The sequence below is a fragment of the Variovorax sp. 10N420 genome, from assembly GCF_056394705.1.
Genome location: NZ_JBFTIJ010000002.1, coordinates 1 through 18,857 on the forward strand (window position 1 = coordinate 1; position 18,857 = coordinate 18,857).

Below are 18,857 nucleotides of genomic sequence, written 5' to 3' on the forward strand. Positions count from 1 at the left end.
CAAGGGCATGGACATCTCAGGGTTCTCACAGCTTCAACTCAACGCGATCGCGAGACAATTGAACGAGAGGCCGCGCAAGACGCTCGGTTTCCATACACCGGCTGAGATGTTCAGCGAATGTGTTGCATCGACCGGTTGAATCCGCAGCCAGTAGCGGGTGTTCCCACCGGACGCGTCGACCGTGGGAGCGAAACGCGCCTCGGGAGCGCTCGCGCTTCGCGTTGGCGGCAATTCCGCGGTCTACATGCAGCAGGCCCGAACCAGTCGGCTCGGTGCGGAGCCGAGAAACGACGCAATGCGCGACACTGTTTTCACCGGCGCTTGGCCTCGGTGCTGGCTGCGCATAGTTCGCTCGTGAGCCAAAACTCGACGACCTCCTGACACCAGCGAAGCAACTTCGTTCCGGGAAGCTGCAACCTTAGTGGGAGTCGTTCTGGGTTATGCCGCACATCGCGTTTGACTGCCCGAACGGTACGCCCAAGGACGCGGGCCAACTCGTCAACTTCCAACAACGTCGACGGCGAAAGCGCCTCCTGCCGCTTAGAGCCGCGTTCAAAAATCTCGGTCATGTCAGTCACCAACCTGCTTGCCTGCCGGGCGCTGCCGCCGGTCCTAGCTCGCCAACGCCGCCGAGAGACGCGCCCAAGCCCCAGAACGATTGGTCAACGATGTCGGCCGAGCGATTCTCCCGCAACAACTTCGCTGCTTCTAGCAACTCGGATAGCCGCTGCGACCGCGAACGGGCCGAGCGAGTCGGCGCTTCCGCGGCAGCGCGAAACCAGCCAGTGTGATTTTCGATGCTGATGCAGAGGCACCCTGCGCGCGATTTGCTCGCAAGCAGCAACTCCATCCGTCCGAGCATGAGGCAGTCCCTCACCCAAGCACGTGCTTGGCGGCCAACCAGCGGCACCAAGACGCGTAACTCGGCCCCCTCGCTTCGAAGCGTCGGGATGACGATTGGCGTGCCGCTGGGAAGCAGCATCAGGTCCAGCGTACATGTCATGTCCGGCGAACTCAGAACTTGGACGTGTTCGTCAGAGATTGGAACGTGGAGCAGGTAGCTTACGAAATTGCCAACACGGGCGGCGGCCTTTGATGGAGGCAGGAGATGGGCGAGGTTGAGGCATTCAATGGCAGGGTTGGGGAAGCGCACGGTAGGTCCTTTTGGATGGGGACGAACGTATAGCAGTGCCATTTAAACGGGGCTTCCTGTTGTAGTTTAGAAGCCCATGCGAACCGGCGGACGTCAAGCTCGAGGCGGCTGCGGACGCAATGTCAATTGAAGTGCTCGTCCCGAAGCCGCCGTACCGCCAGCCTGCATTCTCGGGAACTTGGCAGTTGCGGAGATGGCGGAATTTCGTCGGGATTGCATTGCAAGTCTCGTCTGATGTCTCCAAGGCTTCGGTCATGGATTTCCGCCAGTTCGATTGGTTCGCGTGGCGGAGCCTCATCAAGAGCAGCGATGTGGCTCAGGTAGAAAAGCACTGGCTCCTGGCCAAGATCCTTTGCTTGGCTTCGGGTGGAGACGAATTGAATGCTGATGGCCAACGAGTTTGCGGTCATGAAATCGTCGGGATGAAAGGGGCGTCCCGCCCCTCTCATCCGCAAAGGCGCCCGCTAAAGAACGCAGGCCGGCAGGAACTCAGGAAACGGCGCCCAGTTCACAGCGAGCCGCCTGACGCCACAGCGCAGTTCATAACGCATGAAAAGCCACGGACGTTCACCGTAGCGCTCCGCAGTTCGCTTGGATTTCTCGACGTAGTCCTGGTTGCCGACATAAGGCGCTTTCTTCGCTGCTGCCATCGCAGCCTCAGACCGACGGAGCGTTTCTGCATGCGCAGAGAACTGTGTCACGACAAACTGTTGGCCCGCGACGATGGCGATTGGGACGTCACCAGTTCCCGTTGTTTGCAGGTTGTGCCTCGACAGGTTGAGGAGATGGGAGAGTTCCACCCATAGGGTCAAGGGGAGCGCCGGCGCGGCGACGTCTACGGACATGGAAAGGTACGCGTCCTGCGCGTCGAGTCCGACATCTGCGTGCACCACGATTTCGGGGCGTGCACTTCCAAGGGCGATGAGGTTGCTCTCCCAATCGCGCTGCAGGGAGATGAGCACAGCCCGCTTGTGCGCAGTCGATTCCGGCTCCGCAGACGGAATGCTACTGGCCGCAATGACGGATGCTGCTGCGGGAGGGGTCACCGCCTTGAGCCTGGTGCGGTATTGCTTTGTCGCGTCCGTGCGCATCTGGGCACATTGAACGGTCAGGAATGGGTGGTCAAACAGGGAGTGCGTGGTAAGCGAAGTCATAGAGATTTTGAGTGAGTTAACGGTGTCTTCAGCGTTTCAGCCGGACCGTCTGTTTAGGGCACGCTTTTAGGCATCCCCCCCTCTCGCTGCGCGTGCGGCTCGCTCTCACTTCCGGGCCGTTCTGCTCATCAAAGCTCGTTCAAGGCAGTTGCACAAATGAGCGGTGACGGGCGGCGCCGGAGGGGGCGCCGAACTATTCCAAGCTTCATCGGAACATCTCGTATAGGACCAAGCGGCGGTGGACCACGCGCACCTATAGGGTGCTGCGGAGCCAGCGATAAACAGGTGGTTCCTATGGGACGGTGTGGCCTAAGGCCGCCGCCTCATCAACCGTCTATGGAACCCAGGAATGCCGCGTCATACCACCCCCGTTACCCACATGTCCGTCTCTGAAGCTACAGCCCACAATCCAGAACTTCCGCACATCCTCAAGGCGATGAGCGTTAGCGCCGCCCGGGTGAACCAGCAGGCTGCTTCTGTAACTGTTCCGCGTGATTGCCTCGAAGCACTCGCCGGCACGACGAAGGCGGCCATCGTTGTCACCCTGCCGGGCGACGCCGTTTTGGACGTATCCCAGATGCTCGAGGGTCCGCTCCAAGTCTTCAACCACCAGTCCACAGACCTTCTGACAGCAAGGACGATTCTGTCCATCGGCCATGAGGGCAACGAGCTGTGGCTGGACAGCTGCCACCTGCCCGACGCTTTGGACTACGACGACAAAAGCTTTGTCGTCGTGGTCACCCGCGGTGATTCGCTCTGGCGCAAGTGCTTCGCGCCCGCGGATTTCGATGAACTCGTCTGTGACTTGAGAAGCCATGAGGCCAGCTCGGGTCTGAATTACAGGCCGTACCGAATCTGGACGGACGAGCAGTTGGAAGAGGCCGCCATGCTTGCGATGCAAGAGCCGACTGAGCCGACACCCTTGATGCCACTGGCACTGTGCTTTGGGTTGGAGTAGCTTGCACGGGCCCGACGCGCGGGAAAGGGTCGCCGGGCCGTGATGCTGACATTGGCTGCGCGGTGCTACCGCCGGACCAGCTGCCGCCCTCCACAAGAATCTAGTGGTGATGCCCGACCGCTGGCGACATCAGACACCATCTGGTATTGAATTCCATCCAGAAGTGACCCAGTGCGCCCGGCGATTGGAGTGAACCCCTCCAGCTGAACCGCCGAGAGTCGGAAGTAAGCCGCTTGCTGGATCAGCTGGTTTTGGAACTCGTCTGGGGATTCAGGCGGTCTCCGGTAAGCGGCCAGTCGCCCCACCTTGAGATCTGAAGCCAAGCCGGAGACCATGCTGTCCATCTAAGTTAGCTGGACACCTATGGACGTCAATCGGAAGCAACGCCGCCGTCACAGCGCGGCGTTCAAGGCGCAGGTTCTGGCGGCATGCGCGGAGCCTGGCGCCTCGGTCGCTGCGGTCGCGCTGTCGTTCGGGCTGAACGACAACCTCGTGCATCAATGGCGTCGCGGCCGTGGGGCGAGCCCAGTGCGAGCGGCAGCATCGAAGACGGTTGCCGAGCCTGCGCCGGAGTTTGTTGCGCTGTCGTTGCCGGTGCCACCGGCAGCACCAGCGCCATCACGCACGGCGGATGCGCCCCCCGAGACGATTCGGCTCGAGCTCAAGCGCGGTGCTCTGGGCGTCAGCGTTATATGGCCGGTCTCGGCGGCGGCCGAGTGCGCGGCCTGGCTGCGCGAGCTGTTGCGATGATTCGCATCGACGCCCTGTGGCTGTGCACCCAGCCACTGGACATGCGTGCCGGCGCCGAGCGCCTGATGGCTCATGTCGTGCATGCTCTCGGCAGTGCTCGTGCGCACCACGGCTACTTATTCGCCAACGTGCGGGCCACCCGTATCAAGCTTCTCGTGCACGATGGCTTCGGCGTGTGGTGTGCCGCCCGAAGACTTAACGCCGGCCGCTTCGTGTGGCCGAGCGAGAGCAGCGCCTCAGTGCCGCTGTCGTTGACCCAGGCGCAGTTCGATGCGCTGGTGGTGGGACTGCCTTGGGAGCGCCTGCCAGAGATGAGTGTGATCACGCGGCTATAGGCTCGCAGCAGCGAGCGCGTTGACAGCGCAACTCCCAATGACGCGAAGCAGCCGGGCTTGCATGATGGGAACCCATGCAGGACCTGCGCAACCTCAAGGATGAAGACCTCGAAGGTCTGACCCCTGAGGAAGTCACGGCGCTTGCCCAGAAGATGCTGCAGCACATCCAGCGCCAGGCGCAGGACATCCGCCTGAAAGACGCCAAGCTCGAGAAGCTCACGTTCGAACTGGCACGTCATAAGGCTTGGAAGTTCGGTGCGAAGTCCGAGGCGATGAGCGCCGAGCAGCGCCGGCTGTTCGAGGAGACACTGGCCGAGGACGAAGCCGCTCTGCAGGCACTACTGGAGCAGGCGAAGGGCACGCAGGCAGAAGACGACGCCTCCTCGTCCAAGCGCAGGCCACGACGCCAGCCTCTGCCCGACCATCTGCGTCGCGTGCAGCACAACCATGAACCCGCAGACACCGCCTGCCCGAGCCCGGGCTGCGGCAAGCCGATGGTGCGCGTGGGCGAGGACATCAGCGAGAAGCTGGACATCGTGCCGGCGGAGTTCTTCGTTCATCGCCACGTCTATGGCAAGTGGGCGTGCCGCTGCTGTCAGCGCCTGGTGCAAGAAGCCGTCGAGCCGCAACTCATCGACGGCGGCATGCCCGCGGCGGGCCTGGTGGCGCACACACTGATCAGCCGCTTCGTGGATCACCTGCCGTACTACCGTCAGGAGGCCATCAACGCGCGCTCGGGCGTGCACACGCCGCGCTCGACGTTGGCGGCCTGGTCTGGCCGTGGTGGAGCGGCATTGGAGCCGCTGTACGACGCGCACAAACGCTTCGTGCTCTCGGCTCGGGTGCTGCATGCCGACGACACGCCGGTGGCCCTGCTCGACCCGGGTCGGGGCAAGACCAAGAAGGCCTACGTCTGGGCCTACGCGCGCGGAGCCTTCGATCCGGTGCCGGGAGTGATCTACGACTTCTGCGAGGGGCGAGGCGCGCAGTTCCCCATCGCGTTCCTCGGCACGGCGCAAGGCGCTCAGGACGAGCGAAGTTGGCGCGGCACGCTGGTGCGCGATGAATATAGGGCCTACGACAGCGTGATGAGCGCCGAGGCCGGTCGCACGGCCGCGGGGTGCCTTGCTCACGCGAGACGCAAGTTCGATGAGTTGCTGCTCGTCTCGGGCAAGAGCGCCGTCGCGCAGGAGGCACTGCGTCGCATCGCAGAGATCTATCGGCTGGAGCGCAAGCTGTCGGTGCTGACGAGCGAGGAACGACTGGCGAGCAGGCGCAGCGATGCGAAGACGTTATGGACGGACCTGCATGAATGGCTGCGGGTGGAGCGAAGCCGCGTGCCCGACGGAAGCGCCACGGCCAAGGCCCTGAACTACAGCCTCAACCACTGGGAAGCGCTGACGCGCAACCTGCTCGACGGGGACGTGAACGTTGACAACAACAGCCTCGAGAACCTGATCCGCCCATGGGCGGTCGGCCGGCGTGCGTGGCTCTTCGCGGGCAGCGCGCTCGCCGGCCAGCGTGCCGCGATCGTGATGAGCCTGGTCCAGTCGGCCAAGCTCCAAGGGCACGACCCGTGGGCTTACCTCAACGATGTCCTGACCAGGCTGCCCACACAGCTGAACAGTCGCATCGACGAACTGCTTCCTCACAACTGGCAATCCTCGCGCTGAGGTTCAACTCGCAGCGGCTATCCACGGCCGGCGGGGTGGGAGAACGGGACGCTTACCCTTAGCGAGTTGACTCGCGCCGGTGGTGTCCCTCTGGCACTCCGGCGACGGGTCCCGTCCCCGCGAAGGTGGCGCCGGCGTCAATGCTGTTTCTTGTAAGTGAACCCGCTGCGAAGCGTGGCACTCTGTCCGTCTGCATTGGTTACCACGACATCCACGTCGCCGGCCGCGTGCGCCGGGACAGCTGCACTCACCCTCGTGCTACTAGAGACGACGACATTGGTTGCGGCGACCCCTCCAAAGGCAACGGATGCGCCGGTCGCAAATCCGGTTCCCTGCAGTGTCACCGTCGTTCCCGCTGATCCATTGCCAGGAGCGACATTCTTGAGGCTCGGCGACGCGCTTTTTATCCCGTAGACGGCCACCTGGCTTGACCAAGTCGCCAGATACACCTTCCCATTGGCGACGAGCGGGGGAACGAACTTCGCAAGGTTCCCGAAGCCGTCGCTAGCCGCGTTCATGGTCGTATTCCATAACTCGTTGGCTACATTTCCAGCGTCAAAGGCATGCAGCACACCGGGAACAGGAGGATTGTTTTCTGCATCACCGCCTCCGGCGGTCGTCGCCCAGATCACGCCGCTGCCCGGCGTGTCGCCATTCGCGGACAGTGCGAGGATGCCCCCGGGGAAAATCTGGTTGGTGGCGCTGCCCTGCGCGCTGGGATTCGCCGCGAACATGCGTCCATCAAAAGGGTACGCCTTGAGTCGGTCGTTCACGCCCCAGTTATAGAGAAGCGGACCACCGTTTGCCGCCGAGCGTTGCCAGTACACGGGCCCACCCCGGAACTCGGAAGCGGAGATGCGTTCCTTCTGGACAACCTGGCTGTCCGTTGCGTTGTATTTGCCAAGATTGTTTGTGTCGAGGGCGTACAGGTCGCCTGTCTTGCCGCCCCCCACAAGAAGGCCCGTTCCAGGGATCAGCAGCGGACCGGAACTGGTGAAATCCAGATCCTGCTCGTCCAGTACGCCCCAATTGCCTGGGGTAAACCAGTCAACCAGCCTCAAGGCGCTTGTCGGATCGAGTTTCAGCACGCTTTCGCTGAAGTTATTGACGCCGTCATAACCGTTTCCGTAGCCGTTGCCCACAAAGGCATAAACGAAGCCAGCGCTGTCGACCACCGGTGGCCGCCCCGATTGCCAGACTCCGCCGCCCCTGTTGCCGGTCGTGACGGTCGCAAAGACTCCACTCTGAGTCAGCGTCGTCTTGTCGTAAGCCATCATCCATCCGACATAGCCGCCGGCATATTCCTCTTCGACTGCGCCGAAACCGAAAACGACCTGGTTGCCGGAAAGCGCCAGCGAGACCCGCTGTGTCTGATAACGCCCATCGAACGTCGATCCACCATAGGTCGCGCTGATCTTCACGCCGGAACCCGGTCGCGTCGCGCCGCTCGTGATGTCGACAGCGTGGAGTCGGTACACCATCGTGTTGCCCTCCAGGGTGCACGCAATCAGGTACATCGTGTTGGTAGGCCGATCGATGACGGGCGTGCTCAAGATGCCCAGATTGCCGGTGATGTTGCGGTTCCCAGCAAACGCGAAGTTGGCGATCGGCACTGGCGTCGCGCCGACGGCATTCGCAAAATTGATTGTCCAAAGCGGTGCACCGGCGACGTCCGCGTCGAACGCGTAAAGCGTGTCGCTCATGGTCGCCACGTACAAGACGTTGTGCACCCCTCGATTGGAAATGGTGATGCCCGGCACATATAGCGGTTGTGCGAAGACGACATCGTCAACTGGCAACTTGAACAACATGCCGAACTTGCTTGAATTGACGTTCGACGTATTGAGCACGGTCTCCGAGAGAGTCGCACCCGTCACGCCCGGGTCGTATCCACGCTGGAGGACCGGAACTTGCGCGCTTGATGCCTCGACGAATAGGAACGTCAGCGGGATTGCGATCCACGCCAGTGCCCGACGGGCACACAAAGGCAGGTCTGTCCAAGGCGGCGAAGGATTCAGCAGCGAATTGCTGGGCAAGTGTGCGGTCACAGCATGTCCCCTTGTATTGATGAGAATCCGTAGTCGGCTACGCGACTAGGAAGCGCACCAGCGCGGCCAACAAACCGACGGCAGCGAACGCTCCGACAGTTGTCGCCACCAGGCCCGCTGATCCAACGTCCGTTGGATTCCGTCCCGAAGCGACGTGGGAGGCAGATTTGGCGGAAGCCAGTTCGACAGCGGGTTCGACGGGGGTGCTAAACGGGCTGTAGATGGCGCCTGCGGAATCGTTGGCGCCCCACTGGTCGATTTGATCGACAGATGGTCGCAACGGGCTTGTCTCGACCGGCCGAACACGGACATTGCCGGCTTCGGCTTCGGCTTCGACTGCGAACAGAGGCGCGCCGTGCGTCGAAAGCAGTGCCGCAAGGCCCAGGCCTGCTTGAGCAAACAGGATTCGAGCTTTCTTCATGGTTACGCAGTGCCCTCTGCTGGCGGAACCCGCCTCGCTCAGCGGCCTAAAGTTTTACGCCTCGCGCGAAGGCATCTCAATATCACCAACGGCCTACGCCAAAGTCAAACCAAAGGTCGCGCCTTCGGCCCGTCACTTGACCTTTGGCTTCATCGTGGTGACCTTGTACACCGCACCGTGCTTGTCGTAGGTCGTCCAGATTCCGACTTGCACCCCAAGCTCGAAGTGCCCCGAGCGCATGCGAACGCCGTCCTTGCGGAACCATTCCCAATAGCCGTTCAGCAACCCATCGAGCATCTGACCGCGCGCACGGACCGCACCGTCCTTGAAGTATTCGATTCGCTCTTCCGGTACTGGCACTTGGTCTCCTATGTCCGCTGTTAGCCCGGGTTCCGACTTTAGTTCCCGAGGAGCAGTCGAACGGCTGCTGTAGCATCCTCGCACCTACGCGGCTCTCCAACAGCCGTCCCGAGACCCATCAGAACCCACAAACGCCATGCCGTACATGTTGCTCATTGTCGAACCGGTCGGCCAGCGGGAAGAGCGTGGACTTGAAAGCGGTCGCGCGGTCTACCAACGCATGCTCGACTTCAACGAAACACTGCGGGCCGACGGCGTGCTGATGACGACCAGTTCCCTGGGGACAGCGGCCACGCGCCTGCACAAGCCTCAGGCGGCGCGCCCCGCTCAGGTGATCGACGGCCCGTTCGCCGAGGCCAAGGAAATGATCGGCGGCTTTTTCCTGCTGAACTGCCAGACGCGGGAGCAGGCGTTGGCCTGGGCTGAGCGGTGCCCTGCGGCTGAGTGGGCGACAGTCGAGGTGCGCGAGACGGGTCCCTGCTACACCTGAGACCTCCCCCACGGCCGCGCACCCTTGGCTGCCGAGGTCTTTTTTTCAGGCAATCGCAATCTCGTTGTCGATTTCGGGCCGTGCCGTTCGTCGTATTCGTATGAGGCCGCCAGAATCTGCAAGTCACACCACCCGCGGCCTCTGCAATGGAACCACCCAACCTGGAGATTCAATCATGCGAGTCATGGTCATGGTCAAGGCGACCAAGGATTCCGAAGCCGGCGTCATGCCGAGCGCCCAATTGCTGGCGGACATGGGCCGCTATAACGAAGAGCTGGTCAAGGCCGGCGTTCTTCTCGCTGGCGAGGGGCTGCGCCCGAGTTCAGCCGGCGCTCGCGTCCGGTTCGCCGGCTCGTCGCGCGAGGTGATGGACGGGCCCTTCACCGAAACCAAAGAGCTGGTGGCCGGCTACTGGCTCTGGCAGGTGCGCTCGATGGACGAGGCCATCGAATGGGTCAGGCGCTGCCCCAACCCCATGCCGGGCGAATCCGAGATCGAAATTCGGCCGGTCTTCGAAGCCGCGGATTTCGGCGAGGCATTTACGCCGGAGCTGCGCGAGCAGGAAGAGCGCTGGCGCGCTGACGCGGGCAAGTCGGCGACCTGAGTCCGGCTACCGCACTATCGGACATGGCGAATGACCTGCACCGCGCCATCGATGCGGTCTGGCGTATCGAGTCGGCCAAGATCGTCGCCGGCGTTGCGCGCGTGGTGCGCGATGTCGCGCTGGCCGAGGAACTGGCCCAGGACGCGCTGGTGGCTGCGCTGGAGCATTGGCCGCGATCGGGCCTGCCCGACAACCCGGGCGCCTGGCTGATGGCAACCGCCAAGAACCGGGCGCTCGACCGGCTGCGCCAGGACGCCTTGCATTTGCGCAAGCAGCAGGAACTGGGCGCCGACGCTGACGCGCGCGGCGACCACCTCGTCCCCGATTTCAGCGATGCGCTCGATGCCGCCACGGACATCGACGACGATCTGCTGCGCCTGATCTTCGTTTCGTGTCACCCCGTGCTGAACCAGGAGGCGCAGGTCGCATTGACGCTCAAGCTCCTGGCCGGCCTGACCACCGCCGAAATCGCCCGTGCCTTCCTGCAGTCAGAGCCGACTATCGCCCAGCGCATCGTGCGCGCCAAACGCACCCTGTCCGTCGCGAAAGTGCCTTTCGAGGTGCCACGCGGTGATGCGTTGAGCGAACGCCTGACGGCCGTCCTGGCTGTGATCTATCTCATCTTCAACGAAGGCTATGCGGCCAGCGCCGGCGACGACTGGATGCGCCCGACCTTGTGCGAAGAAGCCCTTCGCCTCGGCCGTGTGCTCGCGGGTCTGATGCCGCACAACAGCGAAGTGCTGGGCCTCGTCGCGCTGATGGAAATCCAGGCTTCGCGCTTGGGCGCCCGCGTGGACGGGTCGGGCCAGCCGGTGTTGTTGCTCGACCAGGATCGCAGCCGCTGGGACCGCCTGCTGATCAACCGCGGCCTGGCGGCATTGGCGGCGGCAACTAGTTTCGGTGCCGAACCCGGCTTCTATGCGCTGCAAGCGGCCATCGCCGCCTGCCATGCACGCGCGCCGACCGGGCAAGACACCGATTGGCCCCGTATCGTGGCGCTATACGACGCGCTGAGCCGTCTCAGGCCTTCGCCGGTAATCGAGCTCAACCGCGCCGTGGCCGTCGGCATGGCCTTCGGGCCGGCAGCGGCGCTGCCGCTGGTGGACGCACTGGCGGCGGAGCCCGCGCTCGCCCGCTACCACCTGCTGGGTGCCGTGCGCGGCGACCTGCTCGCCAAGCTAGGCCGGCTGGATGAAGCCCGGCTCGAGTTCGCCCGCGCCAGCGCGTTGGCCAGCAACCAGCGCGAACGGCAACTGCTTCTCGATCGGTCGCGCGCCACCGCGCACTGAGGCCGAAGATCGCGGCATCCGAAAAAGATCTGTCCTTTCTGTCGAAATCGGATCGGCTCAGTCGTCGTGAAGGTAGCGCCACAACGCTTTCAACCTCAACTTCCGGAGATAGCCATGCGATTGCCGATCCTCAAGACCACAGTGCTCGTCCTCCTCGCCGGCGCTGCAGTGCTGCTGGTGTACGCCGCCACAAGGCCCGACACGTTTCGGGTGGAGCGCAGCGTCAGTGTCAAGGCTTCCCCTGAGCGGGTCTTCGCGCTGATCAACGACATGCGCGCCTTCAACACCTGGAACCCCTACGTCAAGAAGGACCCGGCGATCAAGGGCGTCTACACCGGTCCGTCTGCTGGCAAGGGCGCCGGCTATGCCTGGCAGAGCAGCGAGGTCGGCGTCGGCAGCATGGAGGTCACCGAAGCCGCCGCGCCGTCACTGGTGGCGATGAAGCTCGATTTCGTCGAACCCTTCGAGGCGCACAACCAGGCCGAATTCACCGTGCGGCCGGCTGCCGGCGAGACCCACGTCACCTGGGCCATGTTCGGCCCCGTGCACTACACCTCGAAGGTCATGCACGTGCTGTTCGACATGGACAAGATGGTCGGCGGCGATTTCGAGCGCGGTCTGCACGACCTGAAGCGCCTGGCCGAGGCCGGCTGAGCGCGGCATCTTCACAACTGACTACTGGAGTCTTCATGCACAAGGAAATCTTCGTCAACCTCGCGGTCGCCGACCTGCCCCGTTCACGGGCCTTTTTCGAAAGCCTCGGCTTGTCGTTCAACCCGCAGTTCAGCAACGACAAAGGCGCTTGCCTGGTCCTCGGCGAAAACATCTACGGAATGCTGCTCGTGAAGGATTTCTTCAAGACCTTCACCGACAAGGCGATCGCCGACTCAGCGACCACCGCCGAGGCATTGATTTGCCTGTCGTGCGCGAGCCGCGCCGAGGTCGATGCATTGGTCGCCAAGGCGGTCAAGGCAGGCGGCAAGGCCCACCGCACGCCGCAAGACCACGGCTTCATGTACGGGCACGGATTCGAAGACCCGGACGGCCATATCTGGGAGCTGGCCTACATGGACATGAGCGCGGTGCCGGAGCAGTGACGTGCTGACCCGTGTGCCGACGCTATCGAATAGCCGCATCGGGAACGCTGCCGCATAACCGGAGATTGGCCGACTACTCTTTGCCATCACGGGAAGGTCAAGTCCAAACCGAGCATCCTGCTAAGGCCGAAGGTGAGGAGCGAGAGGCCCAGGAGCGATAGCACGAAGACTGCGGCGAGCTTGCCGCCCGCGCGTAGCACCGCACTCTGCTTCTCATTCCCCTTCTTCGCTCGCTCATAGTGCCACTTGATGGCGAAGAACATGCCCGTGCCGAACACGAGAACCTTGAACGTAACGAAGACTATAGGGACCCAATCCATCATTTAGAGTATTTCCAGGCTATTACTTCAGTCTATGCGGAACCGTGTGTGTCCGCTCCTGACCGACATGCGCTTCACGAAGGTCCCCTGACGTGATGTCCCGCGTCAGCCGCCGGTGCACGCAACCGGCATGGCGCGCCCCATGGCCCATGACGTGCGGCCCTGGTCGATGATCAGCGTTTGGCGTCCGTTGGAAAACGTGCTGCCCGACTGCCCGATCGCCGGAAGATCAACGGCTGCCGCCCCATCAACGGAAACCGAGGCGCGTTCTCCCATCAAGCGCACGGCCAAGCGTGTCCCGTCGCAGACGTAGCTGCTGACTGGATATGGATTGCCGACGCCTATTGAGGGACTCGGCGTCGGATGGTGGCATGCCGCCAGCGTCAAGACGGCAAACGCGCCGGCCATTGAAGAAAGGAAAGTTCGCATTCATCCCCACAATCTGCTCGCTTGGCCACGAGCTTTGAAATATCACAGTACGTCACAGTACGGCATCGAATAGGGCGTCGTCCAGTGAGCGTGCCCAAGCGGCAATGCTACGCCGCTCGGGAAAGCACCCTGGCGGGGATTGTGAGGCCCCACAGCAGGATCAGTCGATCCCCGCAGCGTCAGCGCGGCTGCGCTGGTGTTGCTGCTTCTCGCATGGATACCTCTCAGCTTCACCCAGTCTTCCCTGTGGGTCCAGTGCGTGCGCTCGCTAGGTTTGCCGCAGCAGTGCCATTGCGTAACTGTCGGCGTACTCGCCGTCGACTCGGAACGAGCGTCGCTGGAGGCCTTCGATACTGAAGCCGAGGCGTTCGTATAAAGCCTTGGCGTTCTCGTTGTCGATGCGAACCGTAAGCTCGATGCGCGTCAAACCCGTCGCCCACGCAGCCTCGATGGCCGACTTCATCAACTTCTCGCCAATTCCGAGATGTCGTGCCGACGGGATGAGCCCGATGCCGAGCGTGCCAATGTGTGATCTCGCTTGACCGTGAGTCGGCAACACGTCGCACCATCCAACCACGACGCCGTCCAGAAGGGCGACCATCTGGCACCATCCATTCGCAATGATGGACGAATAGAAGGCCCAACAATCTTGCTCCGGCGGCGCCTCTGTGAAGGCGAGAAATCGCTTTTCCCGTGCCACCGTGTCGAGGGCGCGTCGCAACCCCTCGAAGTGCTCCTTCGCAACCGATTCAATGGACAGTTTCATCTGTTGGCGCTGCGCATGGTCGACTCCGGGCGATTGTGACCGGGCTCGTGGGTATGGGCCCGGTATGGGCCCACACGAGTGACTCGAGGCTCATGCTTGCGCGGCACAAAGCCGACCCGACGTCCAGCACAGTTTTTTCGCATGAAGCTGCGCCGGCACGTCGCAGCCCCTCTGCTGTTCGAGTGCACTGACTCCAAAGCAATTGCGGCCCGCCCATGCTCGCCTGGAGCAGCTGGCGCGCATATCGCGCGCTCACGGGTTCGCGCTCGGCTTTGGCTCGGATGGGGACCAGGCCGCCTGCCTCCTCCTCCTCGAGCCTGAGCAGCAGACAGCGCGTGTGCGGTGTCTGAAGCAAAGCCTTGAGGGACCTTCAGTTCGGGCTTGAGCAAGCCATGCCCCGACATGAGCTCCAGATTCAAGATGTGAATTTCGTTACTAAAGAATTCATTTCTCAACCAGGAACCCTTGGCGCGGCTTATTGCGTGAATTTCTTCCTCCGAAATTGAGTACCTACGTCTTAACGTCAAAAGTATTCAAACCCCGCTGCTGCATGCCTTCAGCGAACCCTGGAAAAGAAATCATGAACCGCATTTTCAGAGCGTCTGAATCGACGACCGCCGTCGCGAGGCCGGCAGCAACGGGCGCATCCAAACCGAAGTCCGCGTGCAACCCGCCCGGCCGTGCTTGCGCGAAAGGTCTTCAGGCGTCCATTGCCCTGGCAGTCCTCGCCTTTGCAGGAGTCGCCTCAGCCGCGAACTGTGGCAACGACAAGGACGTAGGCAACGCAGAACATTGCAGCTCACCTGCACCAGCACCCGCACCTGCACCAGCACCCGCACCCGCACCCGCACCCGCACCAGCGCCTGCACCTGCACCTGCACCCGCACCGGCACCCGCACCTGCGCCTGCACCTGCACCTGCACCCGCACCCGCACCTGCACCCGCACCCGCACCCGCACCCGCACCCGCACCTGCACCCGCACCCGCACCCGCACCCGCACCAGCACCCGCACCCGCACCGGCACCGGCACCGGCACCTGCACCTGCACCTGCACCTGTACCTGCACCTGCACCTGCACCGGCACCGGCACCGGCACCTGCACCTGCACCTGCACCGGCACCTGCACCTGCACCTGCACCTGCACCTGCACCTGCACCTGCGCCTGCATCCGCACCCGCACCGAAAGCAGCAGCACCGGCGGCAGCGGCAACAGCCGCGGCCGCCGCAGAAGAACCGACCAAGAACGCAGCACCCGCAGCCGCCGCCGAGGAAGCGACTCCAAAGTCGCAGGCGAACGTGGCAGCGACTGCCCCGCCGACACCTGCATCTCAGCAGGAGACGCTTCTGTTTGCTGCCCTTCCCGCGCAGGTGCGCCAGAGTGATCTCACGATGGTGGGCAACTTGCATCGCCGCGTCGGCGATAGCGGTCCCGCGCGTGGCGCCTGGGCTCGTGCCATTTACAGCGACCTGGACATCCGCCGGAACGGCAACGCTTCGCCAAGCAGTCAGGGCCAGTCGAGCGGCTTGCAAGCCGGCAGCGACTTCCTGACCGTGGACAACTGGCGTATCGGGGCCTACGTCGGCTCGCTCGACGGCAGCGCCGAAGTGAGCGGCAAGGCGGGTGGCGCCTTCGACAGAGTCGGCAGCGACGATGTGCGGTCGAACTTCCTCGGAGGCTATGCGACCTGGATGGGTGCGAACGGCTGGTATGCCGATACAGTGTTGCAAGCGGGTAGCCACCGCTACAGCGTGCGGCCCGATGCCAGCTTGTCGGCGTCAGGCAAGGCGCGGAGCTACTCGGCATCCCTCGAAGCGGGCAAGTCCTTTGCCATGACAGAAGCATGGAGCATCGAGCCCCAGGCACAGCTGATTTATCTCAGCAGTCGGTTCGACGAAGTGCGAATCGTCGGCGCGAGCGTCCAGCAAGACTCTGACGCAGGCTGGATCGGTCGCATCGGCGTACGCATCAAGGGCGACATCCCTACTGCGGCCGGCCGCCTGCAGCCTTATGCACGCGCCAACGTGTACCGGGCGAATGCGGGCACCGACATGGTGATGTTCGTCGGTCCCGTCAGCGCCATCCAGAGTTCGAGCTCAAGCGGCTACACCTCCACAGAAGTCGCGGGTGGTTTTACGTTGGTGCTGACGCCTATCACGATGGTGTACGGCGAGGTGGGGCGATTGTTCAGCAGCGGCGGCGATGCGCAGGTGAAGTCATCGTTGCAAGGTTCGTTGGGCGTGCGAGTGAGTTGGTGATGCGGATCTGCTCGTCATGCGCCTTTCCTACATCGTGGTCAACGAAGTCCGACTTTGGCGCCAGCGACTTGATCCGAGATTGGACTCAGAATCTGGCGTAGGTGCGTTCCTTCGGCCGTCAAAGCGATCAGGGATGAGCTTGGTTGGCACTGCGCCTGCAAGCTTCGAAATGGCTCAGGAACCAGTCGCGAGCCAGTGAGGAAACGGTCTCGAGCGCGCCGGGCTCTTCAAACAGGTGCGTGGCGCCGGGCACGATCTCCATGTGCTTCTCGCTGCGCAGCGATGCGAGTGCCTGCCGGTTCAGGTCGATCACGAACTTGTCGTTGCCGCCGACGATGAGCAGCGTCGGCGCGGTCACGCGCTCCAGCGCCGCCCCGGCCAGGTCTGGCCGGCCGCCGCGGGAAACGACGGCGCGCACCGCTTCGGGCCGCTGTGCGGCGGCCACCAGCGCGGCGCCGGCACCCGTGCTCGCACCGAAATAGCCGATATCGAGACGCGTCGGCCCCGAAGTTTGCAGCCACTCGGTAAGACCGGCAAGCCGCAGCGCGAGCAATCCGATGTCGAAGCGCAACTGACGTGTGCGCCCATCGACTCTTTCCTCGTCGGGCGTCAGCAGGTCGGCGAGCACCGTTGCCAACCCGGCCGCGTTGAGCGCGCGGGCGACCCGGCGGTTGCGCGGGCTGAAGCGGCTGCTCCCGCTTCCATGCGCGAACAGCACGAGCCCGCCGGGCGCATCAGGCAGATTGAGGTCGGCATTGAGCATGGCAGCACCCACCGGAATTCGAAGCGCATGCTGCTCGACGGATTGCTCGACGTGCTCGACGGATCGCATGAGTGCCGTCTTATTTTTCTCCTCATCGCAGTGGTGTAGGGCGATGCTCACATCGGCGTAGGTGACGCAACTGCGTCCATTCCGCTGTCGATGTCCGACAGACCGGTATCGCGATCAGCGCAAAGTCAATTTCGACCACTCAACCAGCTAGTCAGCTGGTCATTGCAACCATCATTCGGGAGCACCAACATGCGCGATCTCGCTTCTTTTGCAACCGGTGTGGCTGTCGGCACCGTTGCCATGTACTTCCTCGACAAAGACAGCGGCCGGCGGCGCCGGGCGCTGGTGCACGACAAGTTTGTTGCGGCCGAAAACGACGTGGTCGATATGGCCGAATCCACCGGAAAACTGGTAGCGGACCATCTGAAAGGCATCGTCGCCACTCGTCGTTTCGACCGTGCTGGAGGCGATGAACCAAAGACAGACTCCCAGCTTCACGAACGCATCCGCGCGCGGCTGGGGCGACTTGTGAGCCATCCAAGGTCGATTCAGATTGAAGTCGATCAGGGCAACATTCGGCTGCGAGGTCATATCCTCACCGGGGAACTTGACGACCTGCTCTACGAGATCAAGCAGATGCGAGGGATAAAGACCGTGAGGAACGAACTCACGTGCCACGATACGGCACAGGGGATCTCCGAACTGCAAGGCGCGGCCGAACCCGTTGCGCACGCGCAGCACTGACAAAGGAGAAACCATGCAGAGCGAGAACTCAAACCCGCGGCACCACGTCCAGAACATGCGGCAGCGGCTCGACGAGCTGACAACTCACCTGCGAGCGGATATCGTCAAAGTGAGCGAGCCGCAACTGAAAGCGATGTTCGAGACTTCGGCCGAAGTGCTTCTGGGTCTCGGAAAGGCGTTCGAGGACTATGAGCGCAAGAACGAGCCCGCGTGGAAATAGATGCTGTCGGATGTCGTGTCGAGGAGACGCACTCACCAGTGGTGTGCCGTGGTCGGGCTTCTTCAATCGAACGCTATGGCCGCGCCGAGATGTCTTCTTGCCTCCTGGATCGCGGCAAGATGAGCCTCCTGAAACGCCTGCATCGTCATCCGCTCGGCCCGCACCGACAGGCTGACGGCCGCGAGCGCCTTGCCTGACCCGTTTTGAATGGGCACGGCGATCGAGCGGACGCCCATTTCCAGCTCTTCGTCGCATTCCGCCCAGCCTGTGGAGCGGCAGCGCGCCACGCAGTCTGCCGCCGATTCGATGTCCTGGACGGTTCGCGGAGTCCACGGCTCGAAAGATGCTTTGGCGAGATAGCCCATGGCATCCTCCTGCGGGAGCGTGGACAACAACGCTCGCCCAAGCGAAGAGCAGTAGATCGGTAGACGGGAGCCGATCGCCAAGCCGGTGGAAAGAGTGCGCCTTCCGGTGGACCTGGCGATGATCAGCACTTCGTTGTCGAGCAGTATTCCAAGCGAAGCCGACTGTCGCGTGCGTTCGGCGAGGGTATCCAGTATGGGTTGGGCCAGTTGCGGCGCAGGCCGCGACACCAGGTATGGCCTTGCAAGCAGCAGCGTACGGGGCGCCACCCAAAAACGCTTGCCGTCGCTATGCAGGTAGTCAAGCGCTTCGAGGGTCATGAGAAACCTGCGCGCCGTTGCCGGGGAATAGCCCGTCAGGCGGGCAACTTCCGCCAGGGTCAGCTTGGAGTGCTTGCGTTCAAAGCACAGCAAGACCTTCAGTCCCTTGTCGAGGGAAGCAACGAAGTCTCGAGAGTGCAATCGGTGCTCATCTGACATTTCCGCATTATGGATCGTCCGCGGCGCAGTCCTTTCTGGCGGGGGGAAGGCCTTTTATTGCGCAATGCGAAGTATCGTGTTGCCTCGGCAATTGATCGTCTTCAGAATTCGCGGTTTCGATTTTTGATTTATCGGCGGCCTCTGGAAGGTTGGCGAATTAACGCCGCCTCCGATA

At 62.8% G+C, this 18,857-nt stretch carries 21 protein-coding genes and 2 pseudogenes; 13 read left to right on the forward strand and 10 right to left on the reverse strand.

The features are described 5' to 3' along the window. Positions 1-139: pseudogene (locus AC1DEK_RS04395) on the forward strand (IS30 family transposase); the annotation flags it as partial. Between the two features lie 1,478 nt (positions 140-1,617). On the opposite strand, the gene AC1DEK_RS04400 reads toward AC1DEK_RS04395, so the two are convergent. Then, positions 1,618-2,307, reverse strand: coding sequence for a hypothetical protein (locus tag AC1DEK_RS04400; protein ID WP_478124002.1), 690 nt, complete (start codon positions 2,305-2,307; stop codon positions 1,618-1,620). Between the two features lie 349 nt (positions 2,308-2,656). Here AC1DEK_RS04400 and AC1DEK_RS04405 point away from each other — a divergent pair, with 349 nt between their 5' ends. From AC1DEK_RS04405 to tnpC, 4 genes are all read left to right on the forward strand, one after another. After that, on the forward strand, positions 2,657-3,265 hold the full coding sequence (locus AC1DEK_RS04405) for a hypothetical protein (RefSeq protein ID WP_478124003.1): 609 nt from the start codon (positions 2,657-2,659) through the stop codon (positions 3,263-3,265). Positions 3,266-3,628: 363 nt separating this feature from the next. After that, a complete protein-coding gene (gene tnpA / locus AC1DEK_RS04410) occupies positions 3,629-4,015 on the forward strand; it encodes an IS66-like element accessory protein TnpA (protein ID WP_478124004.1) in 387 nt (128 codons plus the stop codon). Then, positions 4,012-4,350, forward strand: coding sequence for an IS66 family insertion sequence element accessory protein TnpB (gene tnpB / locus AC1DEK_RS04415; RefSeq protein WP_478124005.1), 339 nt, complete (start codon positions 4,012-4,014; stop codon positions 4,348-4,350). The genes tnpA and tnpB overlap by 4 nt, the downstream gene beginning before the upstream one ends. Positions 4,351-4,424: 74 nt before the next feature. Further along, entirely contained in the window at positions 4,425-6,023 is a 1,599-nt protein-coding gene (gene tnpC, locus AC1DEK_RS04420; protein ID WP_478124006.1) for an IS66 family transposase, read from the forward strand. A gap of 137 nt (positions 6,024-6,160) precedes the next feature. On the opposite strand, the gene AC1DEK_RS04425 is transcribed toward tnpC, so the two are convergent. From AC1DEK_RS04425 to AC1DEK_RS04435, 3 genes are all read right to left on the reverse strand, one after another. Next, entirely contained in the window at positions 6,161-8,071 is a 1,911-nt protein-coding gene (locus AC1DEK_RS04425) for an IPT/TIG domain-containing protein (protein WP_478124007.1), read from the reverse strand. Positions 8,072-8,108: 37 nt separating this feature from the next. After that, on the reverse strand, positions 8,109-8,492 hold the full coding sequence (locus AC1DEK_RS04430; RefSeq protein ID WP_478124008.1) for a hypothetical protein: 384 nt from the start codon (positions 8,490-8,492) through the stop codon (positions 8,109-8,111). Positions 8,493-8,624: 132 nt separating this feature from the next. Continuing rightward, positions 8,625-8,852 (reverse strand): toxin-antitoxin system YwqK family antitoxin, encoded by a 228-nt coding sequence (locus AC1DEK_RS04435; RefSeq protein ID WP_478124009.1) that lies wholly within the window; start codon positions 8,850-8,852, stop codon positions 8,625-8,627. 136 nt (positions 8,853-8,988) lie between these two features. On the opposite strand from AC1DEK_RS04435, the gene AC1DEK_RS04440 reads away from it, so the two are divergent. The 5 genes from AC1DEK_RS04440 (at position 8,989) to AC1DEK_RS04460 (ending at position 12,332) form a co-directional block, all read left to right on the forward strand. Further along, positions 8,989-9,342: a YciI family protein gene (locus tag AC1DEK_RS04440; RefSeq protein ID WP_478124010.1), complete on the forward strand. Its 354-nt coding sequence runs from the start codon at positions 8,989-8,991 to the stop codon at positions 9,340-9,342. Positions 9,343-9,517: 175 nt separating this feature from the next. Next, the gene (locus tag AC1DEK_RS04445; protein ID WP_478124011.1) at positions 9,518-9,946 is read left to right on the forward strand and encodes a YciI family protein; all 429 of its coding nucleotides are present in this window, start codon (positions 9,518-9,520) and stop codon (positions 9,944-9,946) included. A gap of 23 nt (positions 9,947-9,969) precedes the next feature. Then, positions 9,970-11,235 carry an RNA polymerase sigma factor gene (locus AC1DEK_RS04450; RefSeq protein ID WP_478124012.1) on the forward strand — a complete coding sequence of 422 codons (1,266 nt, stop codon included), beginning with the start codon at positions 9,970-9,972 and terminating at the stop codon, positions 11,233-11,235. A gap of 114 nt (positions 11,236-11,349) precedes the next feature. After that, entirely contained in the window at positions 11,350-11,889 is a 540-nt protein-coding gene (locus tag AC1DEK_RS04455) for an SRPBCC family protein (RefSeq protein ID WP_478124013.1), read from the forward strand. A 35-nt stretch (positions 11,890-11,924) separates the two neighbouring features. After that, positions 11,925-12,332 (forward strand): VOC family protein, encoded by a 408-nt coding sequence (locus tag AC1DEK_RS04460; protein WP_478124014.1) that lies wholly within the window; start codon positions 11,925-11,927, stop codon positions 12,330-12,332. Positions 12,333-12,418: 86 nt separating this feature from the next. On the opposite strand, the gene AC1DEK_RS04465 is transcribed toward AC1DEK_RS04460, so the two are convergent. From AC1DEK_RS04465 to AC1DEK_RS04480, 4 genes are all read right to left on the reverse strand, one after another. Then, the gene (locus AC1DEK_RS04465; RefSeq protein WP_478124015.1) at positions 12,419-12,655 is read right to left on the reverse strand and encodes a hypothetical protein; all 237 of its coding nucleotides are present in this window, start codon (positions 12,653-12,655) and stop codon (positions 12,419-12,421) included. Positions 12,656-12,757: 102 nt separating this feature from the next. Continuing rightward, positions 12,758-13,081 carry a hypothetical protein gene (locus tag AC1DEK_RS04470; RefSeq protein ID WP_478124016.1) on the reverse strand — a complete coding sequence of 108 codons (324 nt, stop codon included), beginning with the start codon at positions 13,079-13,081 and terminating at the stop codon, positions 12,758-12,760. 268 nt (positions 13,082-13,349) lie between these two features. After that, on the reverse strand, positions 13,350-13,847 hold the full coding sequence (locus tag AC1DEK_RS04475; protein WP_478124017.1) for an N-acetyltransferase family protein: 498 nt from the start codon (positions 13,845-13,847) through the stop codon (positions 13,350-13,352). 593 nt (positions 13,848-14,440) lie between these two features. Continuing rightward, the gene (locus tag AC1DEK_RS04480) at positions 14,441-15,100 is read right to left on the reverse strand and encodes a hypothetical protein (protein WP_478124709.1); all 660 of its coding nucleotides are present in this window, start codon (positions 15,098-15,100) and stop codon (positions 14,441-14,443) included. 38 nt (positions 15,101-15,138) lie between these two features. Between AC1DEK_RS04480 and AC1DEK_RS04485 the strand changes: the two are divergent. Beyond that, a pseudogene (locus tag AC1DEK_RS04485) lies at positions 15,139-16,104 on the forward strand (autotransporter domain-containing protein); the annotation flags it as partial. A gap of 127 nt (positions 16,105-16,231) precedes the next feature. Here AC1DEK_RS04485 and AC1DEK_RS04490 read toward each other — a convergent pair. Further along, the gene (locus AC1DEK_RS04490; protein ID WP_478124018.1) at positions 16,232-16,936 is read right to left on the reverse strand and encodes a dienelactone hydrolase family protein; all 705 of its coding nucleotides are present in this window, start codon (positions 16,934-16,936) and stop codon (positions 16,232-16,234) included. 189 nt (positions 16,937-17,125) lie between these two features. Between AC1DEK_RS04490 and AC1DEK_RS04495 the strand changes: the two genes are divergently transcribed. Both AC1DEK_RS04495 and AC1DEK_RS04500 read left to right on the forward strand, forming a co-directional pair. After that, complete coding sequence (locus tag AC1DEK_RS04495; protein WP_478124019.1) at positions 17,126-17,620, forward strand: BON domain-containing protein; 495 nt, start codon at positions 17,126-17,128, stop codon at positions 17,618-17,620. Positions 17,621-17,633: 13 nt separating this feature from the next. After that, positions 17,634-17,840 (forward strand): hypothetical protein, encoded by a 207-nt coding sequence (locus AC1DEK_RS04500; RefSeq protein ID WP_478124020.1) that lies wholly within the window; start codon positions 17,634-17,636, stop codon positions 17,838-17,840. Positions 17,841-17,902: 62 nt separating this feature from the next. Here the strand turns inward: AC1DEK_RS04500 and AC1DEK_RS04505 are convergent, their stop codons facing one another. Beyond that, positions 17,903-18,664: an IclR family transcriptional regulator domain-containing protein gene (locus AC1DEK_RS04505; protein ID WP_478124021.1), complete on the reverse strand. Its 762-nt coding sequence runs from the start codon at positions 18,662-18,664 to the stop codon at positions 17,903-17,905. Between the last annotated feature and the right edge of the window lie 193 nt (positions 18,665-18,857).